This is a genomic window from Sulfitobacter sp. PS-8MA (genome assembly GCF_040933935.1).
In the GTDB taxonomy this organism is placed as follows: domain Bacteria; phylum Pseudomonadota; class Alphaproteobacteria; order Rhodobacterales; family Rhodobacteraceae; genus Sulfitobacter.
Window position 1 is genome coordinate 1,525,479 of the sequence record NZ_JBFQYJ010000006.1, and the last position, 21,571, is coordinate 1,547,049.

Below are 21,571 nucleotides of genomic sequence, written 5' to 3' on the forward strand. Positions count from 1 at the left end.
GCTGGTCTTACCATTCAAACCTCGCGAACTCACCGTGATACTTAGCAGCCGCAGCGCGGTACGCTTCACACGCGCCTTCCATCGTATCGAAGTGACCTAAGTGCCTCTGCTTTCCGAGCACCTTGATGTAGGCCCGCCAGCGACCAGAAGCCTTATGAAAGCCGACCCCCTTATGGCCGCTAGTGCTATTGCGCTGAACGCCTCTATTCATTTTATTCTGGCTTGACGTGACAAGCCTAAGGTTCTGCCAAGAATTGTTGGCCCTATCTCCGTCGATGTGATCAACCTCACTACCCGGCCACGTCCCTGTTACAATGGTCCATATTACTCGATGCGCCAGAACAGATCGGTCGTTGATGCTGCTATATGGGTAGCCATGTGACAATGCAGTGAAAGCCTCTTTGCCCGCATATCTAGCGTTCCAAGTTGCAGCCGATCCGGATTGCCCTTTCACGCCACCTAATTTGAACATCCAGCTAGGCCGCTCCTTCCAGAACAGCTTGCCAGTCTCCGGCTCATAGCGAAGTAGTTGACGCAATACGGTTGGGCAGGGTAAGGGCTTCTTAGCCATGACGTGATCTCCTAACGATCCGTTGCGGTTAGGCTCGCCACGATGTTTCCAGCATCTGGCGGGCCGTTTTATTATAGCATTTACTTACTGTTATGTGAATCCCTAACTGCCGGGAACCCATACGACCGCACGATCCTTCAATCCCGCGATAAGCGCCATGCCCGTATCACCGGGGAACCGCGCCCTCTGGTCTGCGTCGGTCCAGCGTCCGAAAGGGGGCTTGCCCTGCCGAGATAGCCGCCCGTAGGCTTCCAACTCAATCACCCGGCTATCTGCGGATGACGTGCTGCGCATATCCCGCATAACGCCTTGGAACATGCTGATGGGGTCGCCGATCAGCCGTCCTTGGTGTTCCCCGTCACGCTCAACCGTGCTGAAAAGCTGGTAGAACAACTGACAGCGGCGATTGTTCACCTCGCTTGCCTGATTGTCGCACCGCGCCACCATTTCCGGCGATGCTGCGGGGATCTCAAACCGCACCATGCCCGCGCTCATGCCGTATGTGAGGCTCATGGCCCCGATCTTGATAACGTCGCCTGTGCCTTGGTACTCGACCCCGCCCGCCGTTAGCGGCCCATAGCCCAGCCACCAGTTCTGCGGGTTGGTCGCGAAGTCCATCTGGCAGAGGATCGTGCAGGCCACATCACCGCGCCGTAGGTCTTCGTCCGGTATGTCGTGAATGCTCATTAGAACGCCTCGACAAAAGACAGGTTGGCCGTTTTTAGCACCTCAACAGACGCGCCTATCGGATCGCCACTTTCCAGCCGACATTTCAGCCGCAGTTGATCCACAACCACGATCTCGCCCGCGTCATGGTTGCCGCGAATATTCGGCATAACCGACACGCGAACAGCCGTTTCGCTTTCATCAATCGCGCTCACGTTCACCACTTGGTGCAGCCGATCCCCAAGCGTGATGTAATGCCCCGGCCAAAGCTGAGACATGGCGGGCTTGTTCACGTCAATATAGCTATCCCGGTGCGATGCCGCAGCGCGAAGGGTGAACCCGTCGAAAGGATCATTGGCCCAGCCCACATGATCGAATGTGTATTCCGGCGAAGGGCAGTTGCCCGCCAGCATCCGGCCATTTGCATCATTCGGGCGGTATTGCGTAGCAACCGGAACAACGCACGTTGCGCCCGCCGCCTGCATCTGAGTAACGAAAGACGACAAGGCAAGCTGGTCGTGCATTTCATAGGCGAAAGCGGTAATGTCCAGCCGCCAAAAGCCGTTGAGCGTAGGCTTGGCAAACGACTCCCCGTCGATATTGGTAAACGGCGAAAGACGCATCCCCGAAAGCTGCGGAACGCTGGCCCGTATTCTAGCCGGGTATGGGAAAGAAACCTGCATCAGCGGCCCCCGCTTAGATATTTGTTGTCAGCCTGCGCACGACTATTCGCGGCCAGCTTGGCGTCAGTCACTTTTGCCGAGACATTGCCGCTGATCTGCTCAACCTTGGCTTGCCAGTTGCCATCCTGATCGACGTACATACGCACATCGACTTGCCCGCCGCCCGCGCCGCCCTGCATGGCCTCAGCGGTGCTGCGCGTTGACATGACGTTTGCGGGGCCAGTGATGATTTCCGGGCCATTCTCGCCCGCAACCCCGAACTTACCCGAGGGGATGCGCCCGCCCTTGTCAAAGAAGCCAGAGAAGATGCTGCCGAGAAGGCCACCGCCCGACGACTTACCGCCCCCGGCGAACATGCCCTCACCAAAGAGCAGATATTCCAGCGCGGCCCGCTTGATGCTGTTCACAAAGGCGTCCATCGCATCTGCGCCGCCCATGGCCGCATCAATGATGCTGTCTTTCCACTCGCCCTGTATCTTCTCCATCTGGGCCATCTTGTCGCGGGCATTCTCATACTCACCCGCCAGCTTGCCCACGTTGGCCGCTTCGGCGTCGATCTTTTGCAGCAGTTCGTCCGTGATATCCAAGCCGCGCTTCTTGGCCTCATCCAGCAGCCTGTGCTTGGTTGTAAGCGCCGCGACTTCGCCTTTGGACTTGCCCAGCATTTCGATGGAGCGTTGCAGCTTTTCCAGTTCGGCTTCGGCAATGCTGAACAGCGGTTCTTGTTCGCGCCCGGCCCCGCCACCGCGCCGTTTAGAGCCACCGGATCGCCCGCCGCCTGACCGCCCCCGGCTTGGCTTTGGCGGGGTCCAGTTATCAAGGAACTCTTGCGCGTCTCTGGTCTGCCAATCCAAGGCACTGCCGCCCATCGTGCGCGGGTCGCCACCACGCCCGCCTGCCGGGGCTGCACCCTGCGGACCAAGTGCCGCCAATCGCTGCGCTGTGGCAAGTGAGATGCCTAAGTTTTCCGCCAGCCGTGCCGCTTCACTTGCCCCCGCTGCAATCGCGTCCGCAATGGGGGTGTTAGCAATCCCATCGGCTGCGTCTTGTCCCTCTTGCAGCCGTGCCGCCATCTCACGCGCCACCGCTTCGGCATTGGTTACGCCGTCAACCACGTCCTGCGAAACGGTGTCGCCAGCCTGAACAAGCAAGTCGCGGATCAATCCCAACTGGTCGGCCATCGCGGAAAAGTCGCCAGCGTCACGCGCAGCCTCTAGCCCCGCTTGTGCCTGAGAAATTTGGTTCAGCAGTTCCGGCGACACTTTGATTTCTTGCGCCAGAGAACCGATGTTCGCAAAGTCGCCTTCCATCGCGGCAAGTTCTTCGCGCATCTGCGCTAGAATATTTAGTTCACTTTGGTCAACGAAAAGCCCAGCCTCGCGCCGCTGGTCAATATCGTTTTGGATTGCCTCAATCTCAGCACGATATGCTGCCGCTTCGGCCTTTGCCGCATCAGTGCCAGAAGCCGCCAAAGCAGCCGCGACCACGCCCGCTGACGCTTCGGAAGCCTGCGCAATCGTACCAGTGACTTCCTCAATGATAGAACTGACCTTCGCCACGGCCTCGCGCTTGTCTATCTCAAACAGCGCCAGCGCCATTTCGCGGACTTCTTCGGTCAATTCGCCGTATTTCTGGCGCAGCGTTTCAAGGTCTGATACGTCTGCCGCCGTTGCTGACATTGCCGCCAGCGCCGCGTCGGCCTCGCCCAACCGCTCGGAGAAGGTCTTAGCCTTTTCCTTGGTTTCCTCAGTTGCATCGCCAAGATTCCAAAGAACCCCCGCCAGCGGTGCGCCAACGGCCAGTATAGCGCCCATGATAGCGCCCCAAGGGCCGAAGATGCCCAGAAACTGCGAACCCTGTTGCGTGAAGGCTGTCAGGGCCGATGTGCCACCCTGCACCTGCACCGCGAAGTCACCAACCTGATAACCCGCTTGCTGAAACGTGTTGCGGTTACGCGCCATGAACCCCGTCTGCGCGGCCACGGCGCTATTCATCGCGACTACGTTGTCTCTGACCTTCTTCGTCTTCGCGATTGTCTGGTCATATTCACGCTGCACAAGGTCCATGCCTTTTGCATGGCGCTCCGTGGTCAGCGTCCCGGCCTCTAGGGCCGCATTTAGCTGGTCCTGCTTGCGCCTCAAACGCTCTTCCGCCGCCGCGAGGGGATTGAATTTGCGCTCTAGGCGATCAATAGCCGCGCCCGCAGACTTGGCCCGCTTCTCAAATTCCTGCTGTTGCAGTTCCAGAAGGATTGCAATGCGTTCTGTCGGTTCAGCCATACTTCGCCTTCAATTCTTGGAACTCGTCCCACGATGGGGCTTGCGGTTCAGGCGGCTGGTGCGCTTCATTCCAGCCCTCGACAAACAACGCCCAATCGGCAGGCGTCATGGCCCGCCAATCGGCTATGCTCAGTCCTGCGGCGATTGCGTTTTTGGCTTTCGCTTGCGCGTCGTAGCTTTCGGCGCGGTCTTGCTGGACGATCCATCCGAACCGTCTACTGCTTTTTTTTTAAGGTCTGCCGGAATGAACGCGGCCAGCACCAAGTCCTGCGCCATTGCGCGGATGCGGTGGTTTTCGCTTGGCGGCAGGTCGTCGATGATCTTGTCTGCGGTTTTGTCCAGCAGGCCACCGCCCACCAGCCCAAGGGCCACCAGATCGCGGCAATGACGGGCCTGAGGATCGCCCTTACCAAGCAATTGATCCAGCATCGCGAAGATGCCTAGACCGTGCTGGCGCTCAAACCGCTCAATCTCGCCATTGCGCAGGATCAGTGGGCGACTTTCGCCGCCCAACTGTTCAATGATGCCGCCTGCCGGGGCTTCTGCCGTGATAGGCATTTATGGTGCATCCGTGAAGCTGACATAGCCAGAAGATGCCAGCGTCAGGGTGTATGTCACCGCGCCCTCTTGTTCGCCGCCGAATTCAACGCTGTTGACGTGAAAAGCACCCTCGAAGGTGCCGAACTCAGGCACGATCACCTGAAAGTTGCCAATCGCGCCCGCCGTGTCGGCTTCACCTGTGCCGAATGCGATTTCTTTAAACCGGGCAAGCGATGTGCCGCCTTCAAACAGGCCGTTGCCGGAAACTTCGATAGACCGCATCCCGGTCATAACTTCCTGCCAAAGCTGCCCGCCCGGTGCGGTGCAGTCTGCCGTGGTCACGTCAAAGTTGTTATTGTTGACGGTCAGGGTCTTGGATTGCAGACCGCAGAGCGTTGTAAACGCCTCAGTCACTTCACCGTCACCGATCTTGATAAGCAGCAGTTTGCCTTGCTGTTTTGCCATTGGGTAGGCTCCTATATGGGGGTTGGACGCCATGTGGCGCTATGTCCTGCCTTGCCCAAGGGCGGGATATGGGCTTACCCTTGCGCGAATTGCACAAAGGAAATTCTATGAAATACGCAGTGATTGCCGCGATGATGCTTGCCGCCCCCGTCGCGGCTGAAACGCCATGCAAGATTGCCGACGCATACCAAGGTGAAATGCTTTCCGGCCAATCTGAGCGCCGGAAAACCCGCTTAGAGCTAAGCAGCGCCATTGCAGACGCAGCGACTAAAGGGACCGCCGATCAAATCGCTGGCCTGTCTAGTCTAGTCATTAAAATGGCAAGAGAGGACGCTAAGGCATATGCCCGCGCCGCGCCCCTGCGTGATGCACTTCGTAAAGCCTGCCGCTAACCGTCCAGCAGTGCCGTGTAAGCGGTAGCAGCCTCAAACGACTTACCGTCGCCCGCTAATCCGCGTGACTCCCCGGCCCGTTGCAGTTGCACAAGCGTATAGCCGTTTACCATAATGTCTTCGCGTTTTAGTACCTCATGCGCCGCCTCTGCGCACCGCGCTGATTCAACGTCAGCGTTGGTGACGCTTCGGCTTGTTCCGACAATGCCGAATGTGACGCTGCCAGCATCGGCGCAATCACTTCGAACGTCACGCACCTCAATGCTGGAGATAAAGATATATGGACGCTCGGCGCTGTCAGGGACACGCAAGCCATAAACGCGCGGGCCAACAAGCGCAGTCACGGCAGGATCAGCTTTCAGCGCGGTGACTATCGCACCCTGCAATGCCAAAGAATATCCGTCTGCCATCACTTCACCGCCTTGATTGCGTCTCGGATTGCCTTGCGTGATCGCGCAGCCCGTTTCTTCTTGGTTGCAGCCATTGCCGGGTTAACAAAGGGTCGCGGCCCCCGCTCGCCTTCAATGACCTTAGCTTTCGGGCCGAAGTCGATTAGCTGAGAACCATCTGCCCCCGGCATATTGCGGATAAGCGCCCGGTTGGTGCCTGTCACAGAAGGGATAAGCACCTTCGCCATATCCACGATCATTTCCGCATTCTCGCGGTTGGCGTCCTCGAATTTTGCCTCGATCTCCGGTGTGATCCGGTTAAGCATCGCCTTGGTTGCGCCGAAACCTGATTTCTTCACTGCGCCACACCCGCTTCGCAAAGCAGATCAAGCATCGCATCATCAATCCCGACGTTGGCTATACCGCGAATGTTCCATGTCTCGCCACGCGCTACCGCCTGATCCGCCTCGGTCAGCACGTTGGTCTGCGAACTCTTGCGGACACGGATCGTCGCCGTGCGGTTATTCTCCACCGCCCCAGCGGCAACACGCTCTTTCCCGGTCGTCTCGCGCACGTTGCCCCATACGGTAAACAGCGGCGCAAACTCGCCCGTCACGTTGCCGTAACCGTCGTCAACCTGCGTTTGGCGGTTGAAGGTGACGCGGTGCCGGAGACGTCCTGCGCCCTTCATCCGTACCACCCAACCCGCTCAACGCCGATCAGCGCGTCAACGGCCATTGGCAACTCTTTAGGCGTTCCATCCGTCACGGCTTCGCGGTTTTCGTACCAGTGACCAATCGTCAAAAGCATGGCCTGCCGAATGCTTGCGGGAACGTCCGCGCCAGTGTCACCGAACCCAGCAACATAGGTGATCTTGATTGCGTCAGGCCGCGAATATGCCCCCGGCCAAGCAAAGCCCGCCTTGGGCTGGACCGTCACAAAGTCACCGGACAGCCGCACCTCGTATTCCGCCACGTCAGCCGATTGCAGCGCGTTGTCCGCGTCGTAATACTCAACAGACGTGAGCGATTGAAACGGCCCCACTGGCAGCGTGACAACGCCGGGGGAGTTGCAAACCCACGTTGCCCATGACTGTGTAATCATAGCCCGACCAAGTACGCCCTGCCCGTCGAAGTGCGCAGACGCCGCCGCAATGATGCCCTCAATCAGCGTATCTTCGTCGCTGTGGTCAACGCGCAAGTGCGCCTTGGCTTCGGCAAGCGTCACAGGCTCAACAGCCGGGGGTGTGGTGCGCTTGGTGGTCACTTGCTGGCCTTCTCAGCCTTGGACCGCTTGACGGCCTTCTCTGGCGCTTTCTGTGAGCGCACAGGCTCCGCTTGGCCGCGCTCAATCATCGCAATGGCCTCGCCGTCCGTCACATCCACAATGTCGCCCCGGTTTTCGGAGCCTTTCGCGGTTGCCCGCGCCGTAAGCAGTTTAACTTGCATGGTGGTTCCTTTCACATCGGCTTGAGAAAGGGGGCAAGATGCCCTGCCCCCTCAGAAAACCGATTAGGCTGCGGCAAGCGCGAGGTGCTTGACGGCTGCGGTGTCGGCCAGTTCACCGTCGAAGCGGATGTAGCCAGCGATACCGAAGCCCGGCCAGAAGTCTTTGTCTTGGATCGCGCCGATAAGCGGCTGGCCAACCTTGCGGACATAGTATTTGCCGAAGTCACCAAACAGCATGACCTTGGACGAAACACCGCTGGACAGGCCCGCCATCGCTTGGTTGATACGATAGTTGTAGCCCAGAAGGGTGCCGGGAACGCCCTGCTGCACGTTACCCATCTGCCAGAGATAGTTGCCGTCGCCGTCTTTCAGCTTGCGGATCGCCGCCAGCGTCGAGTCATTGAACATGAAGCCGACCTTCGGACCCATGCGATACGCAGGATCAACCGAATGGACAAAATCAATGATTTCGTCTGCGGTGACTGCGTTGGTCGCAGCAGCAACATCGCCCTGGCTGGAAGCCGTCACAATACCATGCGGGGCGGAGGAACCCGAACCCGTGGTCAGTTGCAGGTTGGCAATGCGGCCAAGACGTTCGCCCAGCAGATCGCCAATGACCTGCTCCATCGCGAAAATGGAGTCGTCAGCGAGTTCTTTGGAAACGCGCAGCCATTCGGTGTCGAATGCATACGCTTCAAGGGTCTTTTCGCCGAATGTCACGTCCTTGCCGCCATCATCGGTCAGGGTCGCACCTTCGGTGTGAGCGCCTGCGGTAACAGCCGTGTCATTCACGGTAGGCATAGTGATCGCTCCGCCGCCTGTGGTAACAAGCGAAGTCGCAACGTCTTCGGAGTACATCGGACCCCACATCTCCATCGACTTGACGAGGATGTTCGCCAGTTCGGTCGGGATGGTGTAGCCGCCCGCAGTGTTGGCCGTGGTCTGCGCCCGCAGTTCGACATTGGCAAAGCCGCGTTCCAGCACCGCACGGGCCTCGGCGTCCATGTCACCTTTCTGGCCCTGTGCGCGGAGATACGCATGGAATGCCGTGCGATAGTCCATGTCGCCACCCTGACGGGCCTCAGCGGCGTCAACGCCGGGGCGCTTGGATTCACGCGCTGCGCGTTCTTCGGCTTCGGCAGCTTCTGCGGCGCGTTTCTCAAATGCTTCCAGCTTGCCTTGACGCTCGGCGCGGGCCTCAATGTCGGAGACTTCGGCCAGAGCCTTGTCAACGGCCTGCTCCGCTTCGGCGCGTTGCTCTTTGGTCGCCTTGTCGCTGATGCTATCCAGCATGGAACGGGCTTCGGTCAGCGTTTTAGCTGCCTGCTCCCGCAGTTCTTTAATGGTAGCCATGTGTGGCTCCTTTTCGCTTAGTGAATGGCCTTGCCCAAAGGCCGATCAGGGCAAACAACGGGAGCCGTTGTTACTCGTACAAGCGGGCAGCTAACTTTAGTTGTGCCGCTTGAATTTCGTGTTTCAGGTTACGCGCCGGGGCAGTCTCGCCCCTTGCCGCTTCAAGGCTGCGCAGTGCAATCTCGGTGCCTTGGTAAGCCGGGGTCGTGACCACTGACACGTCATGCAGCGATGCCTTGCGAATGGTCCGCAGCGGGGTTTCCCCGGCCTCGTCCCACTCCTGAACCTCTGGAAAGAAGGCGAAAGACATTTTGTCCAAGTCGCCGCGCTTCATCTTGCCCGCGATTGACTTCACGTCAGGATCTTCGGGGTCCAAGGTGGTTTCGATCTTTAGGCCGTGATCGTCCTCGGTCAGCTTGAGGGTGCCGGAGCGGGTCCGCGCCAGCGGCAAGCCGTCATGGTTAATCAGGAAAACCACATCATCCCGGCCAATGGCCTCTTTGAACGCGCCGCGCTCAATAACCTCGCGGAACATGCCGCCAATGTCGGTTTCCTCACCGAACACCGCCGCATAGCCTTCAACCTTGATGCCGCTTTCATCGGCGCGAATTTCTGCGGGGATGCCCGCCCGAACCTCAAACGTCATTGTCATTGCCCTCCGTAGGGGTTGGGGGGCGCTTCGCCCGTATGCCCATCAAGCGGCACCGTTGCCCCTTGGATGAACAGCTTGTCGCCGCCGTCCAGCGGTTCGCGGTTGTCCAGCGCCCGCGCCTCGTTTGGCGTAAGCTGGCCTGTCTGAATGGCGGTGCTGTTGCCTTCCATCCGCGTCTTGTAATCGCCGCGCAAAAGCCCATCGACGTTGAACTCTGCGAACCGCGACGAACCCCGGCCAAACAGTTTGAGGTTCAGTTCCGCTTCCACCTGCTCGACCCACCGCTTGAGCGTGTGTTTGACCAAGTGCAAATCTTGCTGTTCTGAGTTGCTAAACGTCGCCCGCGAAAGGTCTTGCAGGAACGTGGGAGGCAGCGAATAGATGCGGCCAACCTCAACCACGGCAAACTCCTGCGTTTGCACAAGCTGCATCTTCTCAGGGTCAGCCCCTAGCGGCTCCAGCTTGTGGCCTGACGGGATAGCCAGGACGTTGCCGCCCTTCCGTGCCGCTTCCTTGGTTGCCTCTGCGATATTGTCAGCGGCCCGCGCTGCCGACTTCTCAGACCCGAACGGCCCTTGAAGGGTGAACGCTGGCAAGCCGCCATTCTTAAACAGCTTGGACCCGTAATCGTTCGCGTGTACCGCCTTGCCGATGGCAACCGCGCACTGCCGAAGCGGGCTGCGATGGGTCAGCAAATCCGACTTGAGCATAAACGGCACGTCAATCACGTCCGCCTGGTCGTAAACCTGCGTTTTGCCGCCTGCCGTGTAGGTGTATTGCTTGCGGCCATTCGCCAGCCGCTTAACCGTTGCCCCCACCAGCGGGAAAAGGTTAATTGGACGGCCCGCGCCATCGCGCTCAATGTAGGTAATGGAGCGGCCTTCGGTCAGAACCGCCGTAAACATATCAAATCGCCACTGAAACGACGAATAATCCTCATTCACCGCACCGTGCAGCATATCGACCACGGGGTTAGCCTTGGTCGCCTTAACCTTCTTCTTGTTGCCCTTGCTGTCGCGGTCATAGACGTTGAGCGGCAAGCCTGCGATAGTGCCGGAAATGAAGTTTACCGCAGCCCAAACAGCGGGAACGCCAAGGGCTTCCTCCATCGAAACAGCAGCGGGGCCAGATAGCCCAATAATTTCCATGAAGCTACGCGGCTCGGACTGCGTGAACGTCGCCTCCCGCTTCTCACGCTTACCAAATCCGAACATTAGCCAACCTCCAAGGTGAACGTCTCATCATCCCAAGGGGAGGACGGCGCTTCTTCGTCTAGCATCCAACGCCCTAGCGCCATCATGGCCGCGACAGGTCCGTCGATCTTGTTTTCTGCCCGCTCTTTTGCTGGGCTATGAATGTCGCCAGTGCGTGAACGGTTCACCACGTTGGAAAGCATCCATGCGAAGGCTGGCTCGCCATTGTGGAACAGCTTGCCGTCAGCAATTAGCGCATCCAATTTGCGCATAGGCTCATTCATAAGGGTTGGACGGTTGGCAAAGTCGATACACGCCACGCCCTGCTCCATCAGTTGCACGGCCATTTGCCGGGAGTGCAGCGGGTCAAACGCGACCTCGCGAACATCGAACTTGCCGCACCAATCCAGAATATCCGCCTCAATCTCGCGGTCGTCTGTTACCGCCCCGTCCGTCTGGATCAGGGTGCCTTGATCGCGCCAAAGCCGGAAATGTTCGTTCTCTGGCAGTTCAACCGTTTCCTCTGGGGCATAGTATCGCCCGAACCGGGCAAACCCGCCCTCATGCCGGAACAGTATCTCTACCGCCGTCAGATCCCGCTTTTCCGCCAGATCGACGCCAATTATTGCCTCTTGCCCCGCAAAACTGTCTAATGTCAGGTCAGGATTGCCCGCCTGCTGGTAGCGCAGCACGTTGAAATAAGCATCCCGCGCCTGCACCCAGACATTCAGGTGTTTCGTCTTGAACTGCCCCGCCTTTCGCGGGCTGCCCATCGCCTCTTTTTGGCGGGCAAGAAGGAAGTCTTCACCCACCGAAACCCCGAAATTAGGGTTCGCCTTGCGCAGAACTGCCGGGTCCGTCCAGTCGTCGTCTTCATCCACCCCATAGATTAGCGCGAATGTCTCATCATCTTGCCGCGACCCCTCAAGCATGGCCTGCGCCTCGCCCTGCATGGCGTAGCATGGCCCCGCGATGTTATCCCCCGCCGTTGTAATCGCCAGCATGAGCGGCTGTTCACGCGCCCCCATGCCCGTTTCCATGGTCGAATACATCGCGTCGGTGTCGTGTTCGTGGTATTCGTCCACGATTGCGCAGCTTGGCGACGAACCGTCACCCGGCTTGCCGATCAGCGGTTCAAAACGGCTCTCATTGCTGAGAATGTGCAGATTGGAAGCGTTGACGCTCAACCCATAGTGGCTGCACATGTCGGGCCGTTTGAGCGCCATCAGACGCGCGGGCCGGAAGACCTCCCAAGCCTGTTTCTCGCTCGTAGCGCCAGAATAGACCTCTGCGCCGTGTTCACCGTCAGCCACCAGCATGTAAAGCCCGATAGCCGCCGCGAGAGCGGACTTGCCGTTTTTGCGCGGCACCAGCAGAAGCACCTTACGAAACCGCCGCGTGCTGTCCTTCCGCCGCAACCAGCCAAAAGCGCAGACCACGAAGAAGACCTGCCAAGGCTCCAGCTTGAGCGTTTGCTTTTTCGCCGCCCATTTGCCCTTGGTATGCGGCATCAGTTCGATAAAGGTGCAGACCTTGTTTGCCGCCTTCGCGTCGAAGCGATAGGCAAAGCCCGCATCATCCTGCCAAGCCAGATCGTCCAAGTGACGCTGACAGGCCAGCTTGATATATTTCCCCGCTGGAATTTCGCCGCTGATAACATCGCGGGCGTATTGCTCCGCGACGGCTATGTAATCCGTCACCCCAGAGCCTTGAACGGGTTCTCATCGGCTGGCTTGCCCGCGCTAACCTTAGAACGCGCCGCAGGGGTCAGCCCAAATTCTGCTAAGAGGGATTGCGCGTGACGCATCGCCTCGTTGCGCAGCCCCACTTCTGGAGCAGCGCGGCGCATCCGAATATTACCGTTCTCATCCTTTTGGTCATACGTCCGACCACCGTCCTCAATGGCAGCGGTCATAAGTTCGACCTCTTCAATCCGGCTGGATAAAAGCGCCAGCGCCACTTGATCGTCAGGGGAGGCAATCCCCATATTGAGCAGCGTTGCGCTCAACTGCGCGAATATTTCCGCTGCGCGCTCGCTCAGCCATTCCGGTGCCGTTGCAACGCCGGGGTTGGCCGCTGGCGCGTCGGGGTTCATACGATCAGCCCGCGCCGTGCCTTTGACCAGCTTTAGCTTGTCAGGGATTGGTTTGCGGCCCATGTGAAGCCCCTTCACTTTTTGTCTTGATACTGGCAGCGTGAGAAATTCAGGACCGCAGCCGGTTCCGCTAGCCACCCCCTAGAGACTGACCTACCCCCTGCCCCCATATCCGCCCCGCTGGTGGCCTCTAGGGGTCTTTCGCTGCCTCACCCACGCTAACAGCTTATCCCCACTCAGGCGGGCCTCTATGCGGGCTTTCTCGCCGTTGTGGTGGCGGCTGCATAATGCGGTGAATGTGTTATCCCAAAACAAGTCTGGGTCGCCTCGGTGCGGTAGGTCGTGATCGCATACCGTGGCTGGCTCTGTCCGCCCGTCTGCTAGGCAGTATTCGCAGAGGGGATGCGCCATCAGGAAACCTTCCCTGAACCGCTCCCATCGCTTATCGTATCCGCGCTGGTGCGCTGTGCCTCTGTTCTCTGGCGTCCGGTGCTTTGCCGTGTGGCCCTTGCCCATCGCCTTGCGCCTGTGCTGGCCCGGAGCGGCTGGCATTAGCTGCTGGCCTCATGTCTCCATGCCATGTGGTTAGCCTCGCTGGGGTTTGCGTATCGCCGCCGCGTTGCGCCTATGTGCGCGTAGAAATCACAACTAATGTGATATAGTCTCTTGACGGGCATCACACCCATTGTTATATCTAGTGCATTGAAATGAAAACGCACTAGGAGATAGACATGCCCCAAGCAGAGCAAATCGCCCGCACATGGCTGGAAGCAGAAAAGAAAGAAACCCCTTCACTCGCCACTACCATCAACGCTGTCCTACAGAGCCCCACCAGCATGAAACGACTTGCAGGGGTCATTAAAACGCTGTGACCCCTCAAGCCTTTACACAGTGGCTGGCCGATATGAAGTCGGCTGGCCTTGCCCGCTCAGATGCCGATTGCGCCAAGTTGCTCGGCGTACACGTTAACTCCGTTGTTAAGCGCAAGCGTGAGGGCGCAGATACTGAAACCGCCCTTGCCTGCCGCGCCTTGCTCCATCGCTTGGATGCTTACCAGTGATGCGCCTATGTGCGCTGAGAAATTGTTGCCCCGTGATTATCGGGTTCACCGGGCCAGAAACCATGTCCTGAGCCATGAGGCTAGGAGGAAGACCCGCGCATGTCCGAGGCCGTAGCCAAGTGCAGAGGCGCGTGTCGTATGTGTGGACACGGAGCCGACGACGGGAGTTGAACCCGCGACCTTGCCTCGGCGGCTGCTCTACCTGCTGAGCTACGCCGGAACCGCGCTCATGTGAATGCAGTAAGCGGCGATCAACCCGCCTAACCCTATGCCAACCGGGTTTCGATACATCAGCCTTGCGCCGAAGTCTGGTTGGCCTATCTGCACTCGCATCAATGCGGCTACGTTTGAACGCGCCCCGGCCAGCTTATGCTACTGACGTTTGCCGGGTTATCATGCTGCCACATGGGGTAATGCCAGACGCGCTCTTGACAGATGGTAAGCTACGAGGGGTCCGGTTAGCGAAGCCTCGCGCGGCTACTGCCCTCTGCCCGGTTCTTTCAGCTAGCGTTACCGGACGCCACCACCTGTCAAGAAAGCGGCTTGAATCAAAAGAGGCAGCATCCCTGCCACCTCTTGCGATAAATCACACTCCCACGTTTAAGAGGTGCAGTCAACCCCGCGCGCGCGATTATGCGATTCTTTGTCGTCGGTCAATTGGCCCCTGAAAGTTTCCTTTGTTGGATCAGTGCCGATGCCCGCAGGACAGACAGCACTCCGTTTCAGCATCGAAGGCGGTTGACTTGCAGGCCGCTATTTCCCGCCGCCGTTTTGCTGCTGCATTTTGTATCTGCCCCGCCTCGATTTCCTGCCGAACTTGGTATGCGTCGATGGCCTCGGCGGATTGCCCGCCATACCCATCATCCCAGCCGCGCCCATAGTTTGCCATGCCTTGCTCCTACTTTCTTTTCCGTTCCAACTTATCCGCTAGCCGATCAAGCGCCGCTGCCAGATGCTCCTTCCCCTTCGGCACCGCCTTGTAGCGATACTCGCGCAGATGGGCCACAGCGCGGCCCTCACAGGCCACCGCCTGCAAGATTGCCTTGTCCTCTGCCGCGACCAGCTTAGACACGCTGAGATAGGCGCTCATGCGGTCTATGCGGATATCAATCGCTTGGTCCGGCTTGGGGCTGCTGTCCACCACGGGGTCGCTGTAGTCCTTGCCCTGCCCCATCTCGGTTTTGGCCCATGCATCGCGCAGTGTCGCCCCGGCGGTTAGCTGGCGGTTACCAATCACCCCGTCCTTGTGGTACTTCTGGAGCATATCCACCCGGCGCATCCTCTTTACGTTGTTGGGGTTCACCTGCTCGCCCTTGTCGTTTGTCCACGTCACAGGCTCTTGGACGAGGTGCAGGCGGTTTGCCGGACCCCGCGCCCCCATGTCCCAATGCTCAGGCATCGCGGCCAATGTCACGGGCGTTTTCTTCTGTGCTGCCTTCTTACGTCTCGCCATCTTTGAACAACCTTTCTGCCTGCTGGATCGGGCACGAAAGCGCCCGGTAGTAGTCCACCATGTTCTGCAACGGGGCATTGCGGCCCCGCTCCTTTGCCAGCTTGCGTTTCGCGTCCATGAACTTGCGCCGATAGAAGCAGATGGTGGTTTCCTGCGTATCGACTTGCCGCCGCAGCTTGGCGTTGGCCTGCTCTAGCTGGTGGATGCGTTGGGAGGGGGTCATGCTACGGCCTCCAAGACATTGCCGCCCCACTGCTGCGCCATAGCGTCGGCAATGCCCTGGAACGTAGTGCTGCGAAGTTTCCACCGATCCGGCCCAGGTGGCAGGTAATGCAGCCTCTGCCGCTCATTGTCGGGAAGCTGCATCATTTCTTCGCGGACGTTATTTGTCTCGCGCAGAGGCATCAGCCCCTTGAGCCACAACCCTGTAGCCTTCTGCTCTGGGTGGCCGAACATCCAGGGCTGCACGATCTGCGTTGCCTTGCCTGCCCCTGTCAGCTTACGGGCGTATTTGTGCATCACGGGGTTTTCTACAGCGATGCGCGGAATAGGCGCGGCCATGAATGCCGAGAACAGTTCCGCCGCCTCAAATAGCTTAGGCCAACGCCCCGCGTCTTTGTGCAAGTGGCATACGCCGCTGTTCGTCAGGTAGGTGCATGGCGGATGTGCGACCAGCAGTCCCCAGCCGTCATTCAGAAGCGACAAGGCGTCACCCTGGATGTGATGCGGGCTGTTGTCGTCGCTTGGCAAAATGTCGCACGACCAGGCGTCATGCCCCAAGGCGCGGAAAGCCTCGCGGACGCGGCCCGAATACTCGCAGGCGACTAGAACGCGAAGCCTGGTCATTGCTCTGCCTCCGCCTTTGCCGCCGCGATCCGGTCCTTGCAGCTAACGTGGGCAAGCTGGTACTCGTAGCACCCGCCGTATTTACCCCGCGTCAGGATGTTATCCCGGCACATGTGGCGCAGTGCGGTGGAAAGCGATGCCGTCTTGCTGGTGCCTGATATGCCCGCCTCATCGCGTATCTGCGCAGCCGTGCGCCGCTTCCCGTCTGACAGGACGCGCAGAGCCATACCCCGCATATCGACCATTGGTCGCGCTGGCCTCGTATCTGGCGGGGGAGGGCAATCACGGAGGTGCCAGACCATGAGAGGGCGATATGCGCCCTTAATACGCTCCCATTTCTTAGAATGAACAACCTTGCCCGACAACTTCCCCTTGAGACGGCTTAGAACCAGATTGAAATGCACCTCGTAACCAAGTGTGGACGTTGCCTCTTGTGCAATTTCCACGGCTGTCTTTGGCTCACCGATAAATTTCAGAATAAACCGATCAAGCGTCCGGTAGTTCTTTTTCGGCGGTTCTTTCTTTTCCGGCTCCGGCTTTATGCGGCCTTCTTTCGCAGCCAGCTTGCGCATTTTCTCTGCATACCAATCCTCGTACCAATCGGGGTAACGCTCATTGCGCAGTTTAAACGCGGGGACGCTCTCAGCCGCCCGGATCTGCGCTTGCGTCGTGTGGTGGCGTATCATCGCTGTCATTGCTTGGCGTCCTTCTCTGGTGCTGGCTTGGTGGGCGGTAGCGGTCCGTTGCTGGCTCCGTAGTTGCCGTGTTCGTCAAAACCTCGGTTGCTCATTTCTTGCCTCCCTGCATGTGAACATCATTCCAATCCTCGCCAGCATTTGGCGGGGTATGCACCGTCACCTTCACGCCCCTAACGGCCATCCGGTGCGCTGCTGTGTAAGCGGCCATCTGCCCGCCAAACTTCGCGTCATTGTCTGCAAAAATGGCAACTTCATCGCACCCGGCGGGCGGTAGCCATTTCGCCATGATTGCGGTGCTGATCGTTGCCCAAACCGGGATGCCATAGATTGCGGACGCGCTCATTGCTGTCTCAATCCCCTCGGCAATCCCAAGCGGCCCGCCTGTGTACTCGGAAAGCATCACACAAGCCCCGTCGGGCAATTCCCCCGGCATCATCTTGCGCGGTGCCGCCATCTCAGCCTTGCCCGACCCGTCATGCGCTAGAAACGTGCGGTGCATGGATACGAACTTTTCCTGACCATGGACGCCAACCATCGCAATCATTGCCGGACGGATGCCGCCCTGCCCGTCTCGCAGCTTCGGCGCGAACCGGAGCGCGGGCGGGTAGATCAATTCCTCGATATGGCGGTTTTCAAGATAGCGATGCACCAAGTCACCGGGGGCCACAGGCTGCGTTGCCTTGTAGGTATCCCGCAGGATATCGCGGCGCGTCTGCTCTGGCATTTCAGGCTTCGGCGCTTCGACTTTCATGTTGCCAACCATCCCGTCGATAGCGTCAGCAACTTCTTTGAAACTCTTGCCTGTGTAGGCCATCGCGAGATCGGTGCCTCTGCCAGCGCCGCAGGTGCAAATGTAGGAACCTGACCCGTCTTTATTGTCCCAACGGAAATTATCCTTTGATTCACACAACGGGCATGGGCCGTGCTTATCCTTCAAGCAGGTTTCGGGCAGGCCAAAGGTAAGTAGGATGCCCCGCCATTTGCCTTTGGCCGCATCTGCTGTTCTCCGATGAAACATCAGTTGGCCCCCTTGCGCTTGGCGTATGCAATCCGCCGTGATTTCTCGTAGTTGAGGAAAGCCTGATCCGGCTCTATGCGGCGCTCGTGCAGACGACGCGGCCAAACCTTGAACTTGCCTTTATAGAGATTTGCCGCCCAGCCGGATTTGTAACCGCGCTGATCTGCCATCCATAAGGCGCGGCTGTAGAACGCCTGCTTTTCTTCTTTCGTTGGTTCCTTGGCCTTCTTTGGCGTCAACTCAATCAACTCACCGTCAACCGTTTCAACGCCCGCGACAGGCTTGCGCTCATGTCCGCAAAATGGGCATGTCAGACCAACGTGCAGTGCGGCGCAGTTTGCGCACTCCTTCGGCAGCTTTTCCTTGCCTTCGGCCGTTTGCTTTTCTCCCGGCTTGGTGGTGTCCAAGGTGAATTGCGCGATATCCGTCACCAGACCCAAGCGCAGCGAATTGCCCGCGTGATCCAAGATCAGAAGATCCTCTGTTCCCTTGTTCACCCGCAGGCCGCGCCCGATCTTCTGGACGTGCAGCATCTTCGACTTCGTGGGGGCCGCGTCGATAATGCAGGAAACAGGCCAATCTACCCCCGTTGTCAGGGTGCGGACGGAACAGGCGATCTTGATTTCACCCGCCCTAAACCGCTGCTCGATCAACTGGCGCTCAACAACATCAGTGAAGGCGTCCACATAGGCGGTTGCCACCCCTGCCCGCTGGAATGCCTCATGCAACTGTTGAGCATGGGCGCAGCTTGCACCGAATAGCAGCGTCGGGCGGTTCTCGCCCTTCTCTAGCCATGTATCCACAACAGACGCCATAAGCGCCGATCCGGCCATAACCTCTGCGGCCCCGGCTTCGGTATAGTCGCCCTTAGATACCGGAACCCCTGTCATGTCGGGAATATCCGGCGCGAAGGCGCGAAACTCGGAAAGATAGCCCGCTTCGATCAAGTCTAGGATGGTGCAAGGCGTAACCATGTCCTGCCAAAGCAAGCCCATGCCCTTTGCCCACGGTGTCGCGCTAAGGCCGATGAAGAAAATATCTTCGCGCTCTTTCATTAGCTGCTCAATCACCTTGGCGCGTAGGTGACATTCATCAACGATAACCAGCGCAGCTTCGGGGATATCGCGTCGGGCCAACGTCTGAACGCTGCAAACCTGCACTTGCGCTGCCGGGTTGGTGCGCGGGTGGCTGGCCTGCATCACGCCGATATCTTGGATGCCCTCGTTCTCGAAAGCCTCCACGGTTTGGTTAATCAGAGAAACGGCGGGTGCCGTGAAGATAACCCGGTTTCCCTTAGCCAAGGCACCTTCGATGATGTTTGCAGCCGTTAGAGTTTTCCCGAACCCGGTAGCAGCTTGGCAAACGATGCGCTTAAAACCCTTTCCAAGAGATTGGCGGATAAGTTCGATTGCCTTACTCTGGTGAGGACGCAGGGTTTTACGGATTGGCGGGGTCCAGAACATATCGTTCATGCCGCACCCCCTGACGTTCTCAATCCTTGGACAGGGAACTTAACAACGTTGTTTATACGGTGGGTCATTTTGACCCGCCCTCGGGTAGGGTCATTTGACCCACCGTATACGCGAACGTCTGATTTCTTCTTGGCGCAGAGGTCCGTCAAAGCAACGGTGTTGACGGTGTATTCTGTCGCGTTGCCGTGCAACCCCTCCAAGTGGTCGACTGCATCAATCGCGCCATAGTCCCGCAGCAATGCCAGCGTCCGCTTGACGGTAGCGATAGAAACGCCCGCTTTATTCGCCAGCTTCTTGCGGCCCGGATGGACGACGCCCTTGGTGCTTTTGCGGTGCTGGAACCAATGATTGATAAACGCCAGAACGACTTCGCGCTCTGATTTGGTGAACGGCCCCCGGCGGATCGTCTGACGGATCACGCGGCGGAATGCGGCCTCTTGGCTATCTTTGAACGCACTCATGCCGCACCCGCCTTGGCCTTTTCGGCCAGATTGCGGGCGAGTTCGCCAATAGATTGCCATTCGGAAATTGACTTAGATGGGGGAATCCCCATATTAGGCTTATCAGCCATTTGCGCCTCCTCTACAGGTGCATTTCGGTTAGAGCCGGGTCGCTGCGTCAACAGCTTCTCGGCTCGCTCATTCATAGCATTTTCAGCCATGTTTTCAAAGGGTTTATTCACTTCTGCCCTCCGTTTCCACCACGCGGAAAACCACCTTGCCGACCGGATCACGGCCAGCCCAAACAGGCGGAAAATCAACGCGGAATTTCTTGTCGTCGCAGCCCATGGCATCGGCTATCCCGTCGAGATACGCCTTCATGCGCCCGTGCATGTTGTGCACATCGCCGCGAAAGGCTTTGGGCCAATATTCCACGAAGATCACGGCATCGGGGGTGCACTTGACGCGGGGCTTTTCCAGTGCCACGGCACAGGCCATTGCGCGGGCTTTCTTGGTAGCCTCTGCCTTCGGACGCCAATGCCCCTTCGCGTGTGGCGTGAGGTGCTTAGAGGGCCATGGGAGTTCAATCACGCGAATGCCCATTAGCTGCGCCTCTCTGGTCGATCATCTTCGCCCGCGCCTCGCGCCTCATATGCAATGAGGAATGCCAAACAGCAGGCCGCGTGATGCAGGTGAGACTTGCCCGTTTCCTCGTCGGTGTCCTGCCCTGCCCACCATGCCAGCATGTGGCGCTGTAGGGCCGCGTAAGGACGACCCCACGCCATCCCGGCCTCCCAATTGCGGGAGCCGTATTTCTCCGCGCCAAAGGTCAGGATGTCAGCGGTTGCTAGGACAAACTCGGAAGGCACTAGGTCAACGCGGGGCTTGCCGCCGTCGAATTTCCGGCCCTCAACGGGCTTGGCTGCTGTGCTGAGAATGTCGGAACGGTTCATGCCTGCGCCTTTCTCGCTGCGCGGGCTGCGTGATCCAGCTTGGCGGTAGTCAGCACCAGCGGGCGCAATTCCGGCTCATAGGCGTCATAAGGCTTGCACCAACGTCCACCGCTTAGGCGCGGCAACAGTGCGCGGGGAATAGCTTCCCAATTCGCGGGGTCGGTGTTTGTTTTGTCACCGTCGATGCTCTTGAGTACGTAACCGTCAGGCACAGGGCCGTTTACCTGCTCCCACAGGTGGCGATGTTTCAGCACATAGCGCCGCTCAAAGCCTGTGTGTGGATTGGGTTCGTCAACGCTAACCTCGACATAGCCCTCTTTGCTTAGACGCTCATGGCCGAGATACTTTGTGTTGTGCGGCAGATTGCCCTTTTTAAAGCGGCCCTTTTCGCTGCCAGCGGGATTGAATGGTTTGCCCTTGTTGTGTGGCGTCTGGCCGTTCTTAAAGAAACCTGTGCGTCCTGTTTTCCAGCCTTTGCGAGAGCATAGAGCTTTGAAGTTTTGCAGCGATACGGTACGATTGAACTTGGCGCAAAACATCGCGCACAACTCCCGGCGCGGCGTCTCTTTTCTCGCCTCAATCCAAGCCAATTCCTCGGCGCTGTAAGGGATCGAACGCCCCTTCATTGGTCAGGCTTCCCGCCGATCTGCGGCAACATCGGCATGACGGTCTGGCCGTACTCGGCAAACAGCTTCGCAGCCTTTAGTTGCAGGTCCGCATTGCCTGTGATCTTGTCGGCAACAGAGACAATCGCAACAGCCCGCTTAGCCTCTTGCTCGATCTGCTCCGCGCTCATGCCTTCTTCTGACAGGCGTTCAAGCTGAGCAAAGAGGTGGTTGTTCAGGTCAGACAGCTTATTTTTCATTGGGAAACCTCATTGCTTGAAAAGCCCCCGGTGACGGGAG

Annotated in this window: 31 protein-coding genes and 1 tRNA gene; 2 read left to right on the forward strand and 30 right to left on the reverse strand. The window is 58.6% G+C overall.

Translation table 11 applies throughout. The annotated features are described in order from the left end of the window. Positions 1–7: 7 nt before the first annotated feature. The 6 genes from AB4M76_RS11445 to AB4M76_RS11470 form a co-directional block, all read right to left on the reverse strand. The gene (locus tag AB4M76_RS11445) at positions 8–571 is read right to left on the reverse strand and encodes an HNH endonuclease (protein WP_368441984.1); all 564 of its coding nucleotides are present in this window, start codon (positions 569–571) and stop codon (positions 8–10) included. Between the two features lie 102 nt (positions 572–673). Next, positions 674–1,258: a hypothetical protein gene (locus tag AB4M76_RS11450; protein WP_368441985.1), complete on the reverse strand. Its 585-nt coding sequence runs from the start codon at positions 1,256–1,258 to the stop codon at positions 674–676. Further along, a complete protein-coding gene (locus AB4M76_RS11455) occupies positions 1,258–1,920 on the reverse strand; it encodes a hypothetical protein (protein WP_368441986.1) in 663 nt (220 codons plus the stop codon). The genes AB4M76_RS11450 and AB4M76_RS11455 overlap by 1 nt, the downstream gene beginning before the upstream one ends. After that, on the reverse strand, positions 1,920–4,199 hold the full coding sequence (locus AB4M76_RS11460) for a hypothetical protein (RefSeq protein ID WP_368441987.1): 2,280 nt from the start codon (positions 4,197–4,199) through the stop codon (positions 1,920–1,922). The genes AB4M76_RS11455 and AB4M76_RS11460 overlap by 1 nt, the downstream gene beginning before the upstream one ends. Positions 4,200–4,328: 129 nt before the next feature. Further along, the gene (locus AB4M76_RS11465; RefSeq protein ID WP_368441988.1) at positions 4,329–4,757 is read right to left on the reverse strand and encodes a GTA-gp10 family protein; all 429 of its coding nucleotides are present in this window, start codon (positions 4,755–4,757) and stop codon (positions 4,329–4,331) included. Beyond that, positions 4,758–5,204: a phage major tail protein, TP901-1 family gene (locus AB4M76_RS11470; protein ID WP_368441989.1), complete on the reverse strand. Its 447-nt coding sequence runs from the start codon at positions 5,202–5,204 to the stop codon at positions 4,758–4,760. It lies immediately after the preceding gene. Positions 5,205–5,311: 107 nt separating this feature from the next. Between AB4M76_RS11470 and AB4M76_RS11475 the strand changes: the two genes are divergently transcribed. Beyond that, the gene (locus AB4M76_RS11475; protein WP_368441991.1) at positions 5,312–5,596 is read left to right on the forward strand and encodes a hypothetical protein; all 285 of its coding nucleotides are present in this window, start codon (positions 5,312–5,314) and stop codon (positions 5,594–5,596) included. Here the strand turns inward: AB4M76_RS11475 and AB4M76_RS11480 are convergent. The 10 genes from AB4M76_RS11480 to AB4M76_RS11525 all read right to left on the reverse strand — a co-directional run bounded on the left by AB4M76_RS11480 (position 5,593) and on the right by AB4M76_RS11525 (position 12,864). After that, a complete protein-coding gene (locus tag AB4M76_RS11480) occupies positions 5,593–6,006 on the reverse strand; it encodes a DUF3168 domain-containing protein (RefSeq protein WP_368441992.1) in 414 nt (137 codons plus the stop codon). The genes AB4M76_RS11475 and AB4M76_RS11480 overlap by 4 nt on opposite strands. Further along, entirely contained in the window at positions 6,006–6,344 is a 339-nt protein-coding gene (locus AB4M76_RS11485) for a hypothetical protein (RefSeq protein ID WP_231886301.1), read from the reverse strand. Before AB4M76_RS11485 ends, AB4M76_RS11480 begins: the two co-directional genes overlap by 1 nt. Further along, positions 6,341–6,676 carry a phage head closure protein gene (locus AB4M76_RS11490; RefSeq protein ID WP_368441993.1) on the reverse strand — a complete coding sequence of 112 codons (336 nt, stop codon included), beginning with the start codon at positions 6,674–6,676 and terminating at the stop codon, positions 6,341–6,343. The genes AB4M76_RS11485 and AB4M76_RS11490 overlap by 4 nt, the downstream gene beginning before the upstream one ends. Beyond that, positions 6,673–7,251, reverse strand: coding sequence for a head-tail connector protein (locus AB4M76_RS11495; protein WP_368441994.1), 579 nt, complete (start codon positions 7,249–7,251; stop codon positions 6,673–6,675). The genes AB4M76_RS11490 and AB4M76_RS11495 overlap by 4 nt, the downstream gene beginning before the upstream one ends. Beyond that, positions 7,248–7,433 carry a hypothetical protein gene (locus AB4M76_RS11500; RefSeq protein ID WP_368441995.1) on the reverse strand — a complete coding sequence of 62 codons (186 nt, stop codon included), beginning with the start codon at positions 7,431–7,433 and terminating at the stop codon, positions 7,248–7,250. The genes AB4M76_RS11495 and AB4M76_RS11500 overlap by 4 nt, the downstream gene beginning before the upstream one ends. A 63-nt stretch (positions 7,434–7,496) precedes the next feature. After that, positions 7,497–8,786: a phage major capsid protein gene (locus AB4M76_RS11505; protein WP_368441996.1), complete on the reverse strand. Its 1,290-nt coding sequence runs from the start codon at positions 8,784–8,786 to the stop codon at positions 7,497–7,499. Between the two features lie 70 nt (positions 8,787–8,856). Further along, positions 8,857–9,438, reverse strand: coding sequence for an HK97 family phage prohead protease (locus tag AB4M76_RS11510; protein ID WP_368441997.1), 582 nt, complete (start codon positions 9,436–9,438; stop codon positions 8,857–8,859). Further along, complete coding sequence (locus tag AB4M76_RS11515) at positions 9,435–10,652, reverse strand: phage portal protein (protein WP_368441998.1); 1,218 nt, start codon at positions 10,650–10,652, stop codon at positions 9,435–9,437. The genes AB4M76_RS11510 and AB4M76_RS11515 overlap by 4 nt, the downstream gene beginning before the upstream one ends. Beyond that, positions 10,652–12,331 carry a terminase large subunit gene (locus AB4M76_RS11520; protein WP_368441999.1) on the reverse strand — a complete coding sequence of 560 codons (1,680 nt, stop codon included), beginning with the start codon at positions 12,329–12,331 and terminating at the stop codon, positions 10,652–10,654. The genes AB4M76_RS11515 and AB4M76_RS11520 overlap by 1 nt, the downstream gene beginning before the upstream one ends. Next, a complete protein-coding gene (locus AB4M76_RS11525) occupies positions 12,328–12,864 on the reverse strand; it encodes a phage terminase small subunit P27 family (RefSeq protein WP_368442000.1) in 537 nt (178 codons plus the stop codon). Before AB4M76_RS11525 ends, AB4M76_RS11520 begins: the two co-directional genes overlap by 4 nt. Before the next feature lie 593 nt (positions 12,865–13,457). Here AB4M76_RS11525 and AB4M76_RS11530 point away from each other — a divergent pair. Next, complete coding sequence (locus tag AB4M76_RS11530) at positions 13,458–13,598, forward strand: hypothetical protein (protein ID WP_368442001.1); 141 nt, start codon at positions 13,458–13,460, stop codon at positions 13,596–13,598. A gap of 340 nt (positions 13,599–13,938) precedes the next feature. Here the strand turns inward: AB4M76_RS11530 and AB4M76_RS11535 are convergent. From AB4M76_RS11535 to AB4M76_RS11600, 14 genes are all read right to left on the reverse strand, one after another. Continuing rightward, positions 13,939–14,005 (reverse strand) — tRNA-Arg (locus tag AB4M76_RS11535). 466 nt (positions 14,006–14,471) lie between these two features. After that, on the reverse strand, positions 14,472–14,675 hold the full coding sequence (locus AB4M76_RS11540) for a hypothetical protein (protein WP_368442002.1): 204 nt from the start codon (positions 14,673–14,675) through the stop codon (positions 14,472–14,474). A gap of 9 nt (positions 14,676–14,684) precedes the next feature. Next, positions 14,685–15,239, reverse strand: coding sequence for a hypothetical protein (locus tag AB4M76_RS11545; RefSeq protein ID WP_368442004.1), 555 nt, complete (start codon positions 15,237–15,239; stop codon positions 14,685–14,687). Then, a complete protein-coding gene (locus AB4M76_RS11550; RefSeq protein WP_368442005.1) occupies positions 15,226–15,462 on the reverse strand; it encodes a hypothetical protein in 237 nt (78 codons plus the stop codon). The genes AB4M76_RS11545 and AB4M76_RS11550 overlap by 14 nt, the downstream gene beginning before the upstream one ends. Then, positions 15,459–16,085, reverse strand: a complete 627-nt coding sequence (locus tag AB4M76_RS11555) for a hypothetical protein (protein WP_368442006.1) — start codon at positions 16,083–16,085, stop codon at positions 15,459–15,461. The genes AB4M76_RS11550 and AB4M76_RS11555 overlap by 4 nt, the downstream gene beginning before the upstream one ends. After that, on the reverse strand, positions 16,082–16,780 hold the full coding sequence (locus tag AB4M76_RS11560) for a hypothetical protein (protein ID WP_368442007.1): 699 nt from the start codon (positions 16,778–16,780) through the stop codon (positions 16,082–16,084). The genes AB4M76_RS11555 and AB4M76_RS11560 overlap by 4 nt, the downstream gene beginning before the upstream one ends. A gap of 91 nt (positions 16,781–16,871) precedes the next feature. Beyond that, the gene (locus tag AB4M76_RS11565; RefSeq protein WP_368442008.1) at positions 16,872–17,801 is read right to left on the reverse strand and encodes a toprim domain-containing protein; all 930 of its coding nucleotides are present in this window, start codon (positions 17,799–17,801) and stop codon (positions 16,872–16,874) included. Continuing rightward, positions 17,801–19,273, reverse strand: a complete 1,473-nt coding sequence (locus tag AB4M76_RS11570; protein ID WP_368442009.1) for a DEAD/DEAH box helicase — start codon at positions 19,271–19,273, stop codon at positions 17,801–17,803. Before AB4M76_RS11570 ends, AB4M76_RS11565 begins: the two co-directional genes overlap by 1 nt. Next, positions 19,270–19,734, reverse strand: coding sequence for a hypothetical protein (locus AB4M76_RS11575; RefSeq protein WP_368442010.1), 465 nt, complete (start codon positions 19,732–19,734; stop codon positions 19,270–19,272). The genes AB4M76_RS11570 and AB4M76_RS11575 overlap by 4 nt, the downstream gene beginning before the upstream one ends. Further along, positions 19,731–19,955 carry a hypothetical protein gene (locus tag AB4M76_RS11580; protein WP_368442011.1) on the reverse strand — a complete coding sequence of 75 codons (225 nt, stop codon included), beginning with the start codon at positions 19,953–19,955 and terminating at the stop codon, positions 19,731–19,733. Before AB4M76_RS11580 ends, AB4M76_RS11575 begins: the two co-directional genes overlap by 4 nt. Then, positions 19,948–20,316, reverse strand: coding sequence for a hypothetical protein (locus AB4M76_RS11585; protein ID WP_368442012.1), 369 nt, complete (start codon positions 20,314–20,316; stop codon positions 19,948–19,950). The genes AB4M76_RS11580 and AB4M76_RS11585 overlap by 8 nt, the downstream gene beginning before the upstream one ends. Beyond that, on the reverse strand, positions 20,316–20,666 hold the full coding sequence (locus AB4M76_RS11590; RefSeq protein ID WP_368442013.1) for a dATP/dGTP diphosphohydrolase domain-containing protein: 351 nt from the start codon (positions 20,664–20,666) through the stop codon (positions 20,316–20,318). The genes AB4M76_RS11585 and AB4M76_RS11590 overlap by 1 nt, the downstream gene beginning before the upstream one ends. After that, positions 20,663–21,292 carry an HNH endonuclease signature motif containing protein gene (locus AB4M76_RS11595; protein ID WP_368442014.1) on the reverse strand — a complete coding sequence of 210 codons (630 nt, stop codon included), beginning with the start codon at positions 21,290–21,292 and terminating at the stop codon, positions 20,663–20,665. The genes AB4M76_RS11590 and AB4M76_RS11595 overlap by 4 nt, the downstream gene beginning before the upstream one ends. Further along, positions 21,289–21,531, reverse strand: coding sequence for a hypothetical protein (locus AB4M76_RS11600; protein WP_368442015.1), 243 nt, complete (start codon positions 21,529–21,531; stop codon positions 21,289–21,291). The genes AB4M76_RS11595 and AB4M76_RS11600 overlap by 4 nt, the downstream gene beginning before the upstream one ends. Between the last annotated feature and the right edge of the window lie 40 nt (positions 21,532–21,571).

Bases quoted from the DNA above. Each gene is read 5' to 3' on its own strand.
- AB4M76_RS11540 (WP_368442002.1), bottom strand. From the start codon at position 14,675: ATGGCAAACTATGGGCGCGGCTGGGATGATGGGTATGGCGGGCAATCC.
- AB4M76_RS11475 (WP_368441991.1), top strand. From the start codon at position 5,312: ATGAAATACGCAGTGATTGCCGCGATGATGCTTGCCGCCCCCGTCGCG.
- AB4M76_RS11515 (WP_368441998.1), bottom strand. From the start codon at position 10,652: ATGTTCGGATTTGGTAAGCGTGAGAAGCGGGAGGCGACGTTCACGCAG.
- AB4M76_RS11480 (WP_368441992.1), bottom strand. From the start codon at position 6,006: ATGGCAGACGGATATTCTTTGGCATTGCAGGGTGCGATAGTCACCGCG.
- AB4M76_RS11500 (WP_368441995.1), bottom strand. From the start codon at position 7,433: ATGCAAGTTAAACTGCTTACGGCGCGGGCAACCGCGAAAGGCTCCGAA.
- AB4M76_RS11455 (WP_368441986.1), bottom strand. From the start codon at position 1,920: ATGCAGGTTTCTTTCCCATACCCGGCTAGAATACGGGCCAGCGTTCCG.
- AB4M76_RS11490 (WP_368441993.1), bottom strand. From the start codon at position 6,676: ATGAAGGGCGCAGGACGTCTCCGGCACCGCGTCACCTTCAACCGCCAA.
- AB4M76_RS11450 (WP_368441985.1), bottom strand. From the start codon at position 1,258: ATGAGCATTCACGACATACCGGACGAAGACCTACGGCGCGGTGATGTG.
- AB4M76_RS11555 (WP_368442006.1), bottom strand. From the start codon at position 16,085: ATGACCAGGCTTCGCGTTCTAGTCGCCTGCGAGTATTCGGGCCGCGTC.
- AB4M76_RS11550 (WP_368442005.1), bottom strand. From the start codon at position 15,462: ATGACCCCCTCCCAACGCATCCACCAGCTAGAGCAGGCCAACGCCAAG.
- AB4M76_RS11600 (WP_368442015.1), bottom strand. From the start codon at position 21,531: ATGAAAAATAAGCTGTCTGACCTGAACAACCACCTCTTTGCTCAGCTT.
- AB4M76_RS11560 (WP_368442007.1), bottom strand. From the start codon at position 16,780: ATGACAGCGATGATACGCCACCACACGACGCAAGCGCAGATCCGGGCG.
- AB4M76_RS11510 (WP_368441997.1), bottom strand. From the start codon at position 9,438: ATGACAATGACGTTTGAGGTTCGGGCGGGCATCCCCGCAGAAATTCGC.
- AB4M76_RS11460 (WP_368441987.1), bottom strand. From the start codon at position 4,199: ATGGCTGAACCGACAGAACGCATTGCAATCCTTCTGGAACTGCAACAG.
- AB4M76_RS11595 (WP_368442014.1), bottom strand. From the start codon at position 21,292: ATGAAGGGGCGTTCGATCCCTTACAGCGCCGAGGAATTGGCTTGGATT.
- AB4M76_RS11530 (WP_368442001.1), top strand. From the start codon at position 13,458: ATGCCCCAAGCAGAGCAAATCGCCCGCACATGGCTGGAAGCAGAAAAG.
- AB4M76_RS11545 (WP_368442004.1), bottom strand. From the start codon at position 15,239: ATGGCGAGACGTAAGAAGGCAGCACAGAAGAAAACGCCCGTGACATTG.
- AB4M76_RS11575 (WP_368442010.1), bottom strand. From the start codon at position 19,734: ATGAGTGCGTTCAAAGATAGCCAAGAGGCCGCATTCCGCCGCGTGATC.
- AB4M76_RS11570 (WP_368442009.1), bottom strand. From the start codon at position 19,273: ATGAACGATATGTTCTGGACCCCGCCAATCCGTAAAACCCTGCGTCCT.
- AB4M76_RS11585 (WP_368442012.1), bottom strand. From the start codon at position 20,316: ATGGGCATTCGCGTGATTGAACTCCCATGGCCCTCTAAGCACCTCACG.
- AB4M76_RS11445 (WP_368441984.1), bottom strand. From the start codon at position 571: ATGGCTAAGAAGCCCTTACCCTGCCCAACCGTATTGCGTCAACTACTT.
- AB4M76_RS11505 (WP_368441996.1), bottom strand. From the start codon at position 8,786: ATGGCTACCATTAAAGAACTGCGGGAGCAGGCAGCTAAAACGCTGACC.
- AB4M76_RS11565 (WP_368442008.1), bottom strand. From the start codon at position 17,801: ATGTTTCATCGGAGAACAGCAGATGCGGCCAAAGGCAAATGGCGGGGC.
- AB4M76_RS11465 (WP_368441988.1), bottom strand. From the start codon at position 4,757: ATGCCTATCACGGCAGAAGCCCCGGCAGGCGGCATCATTGAACAGTTG.
- AB4M76_RS11590 (WP_368442013.1), bottom strand. From the start codon at position 20,666: ATGAACCGTTCCGACATTCTCAGCACAGCAGCCAAGCCCGTTGAGGGC.
- AB4M76_RS11470 (WP_368441989.1), bottom strand. From the start codon at position 5,204: ATGGCAAAACAGCAAGGCAAACTGCTGCTTATCAAGATCGGTGACGGT.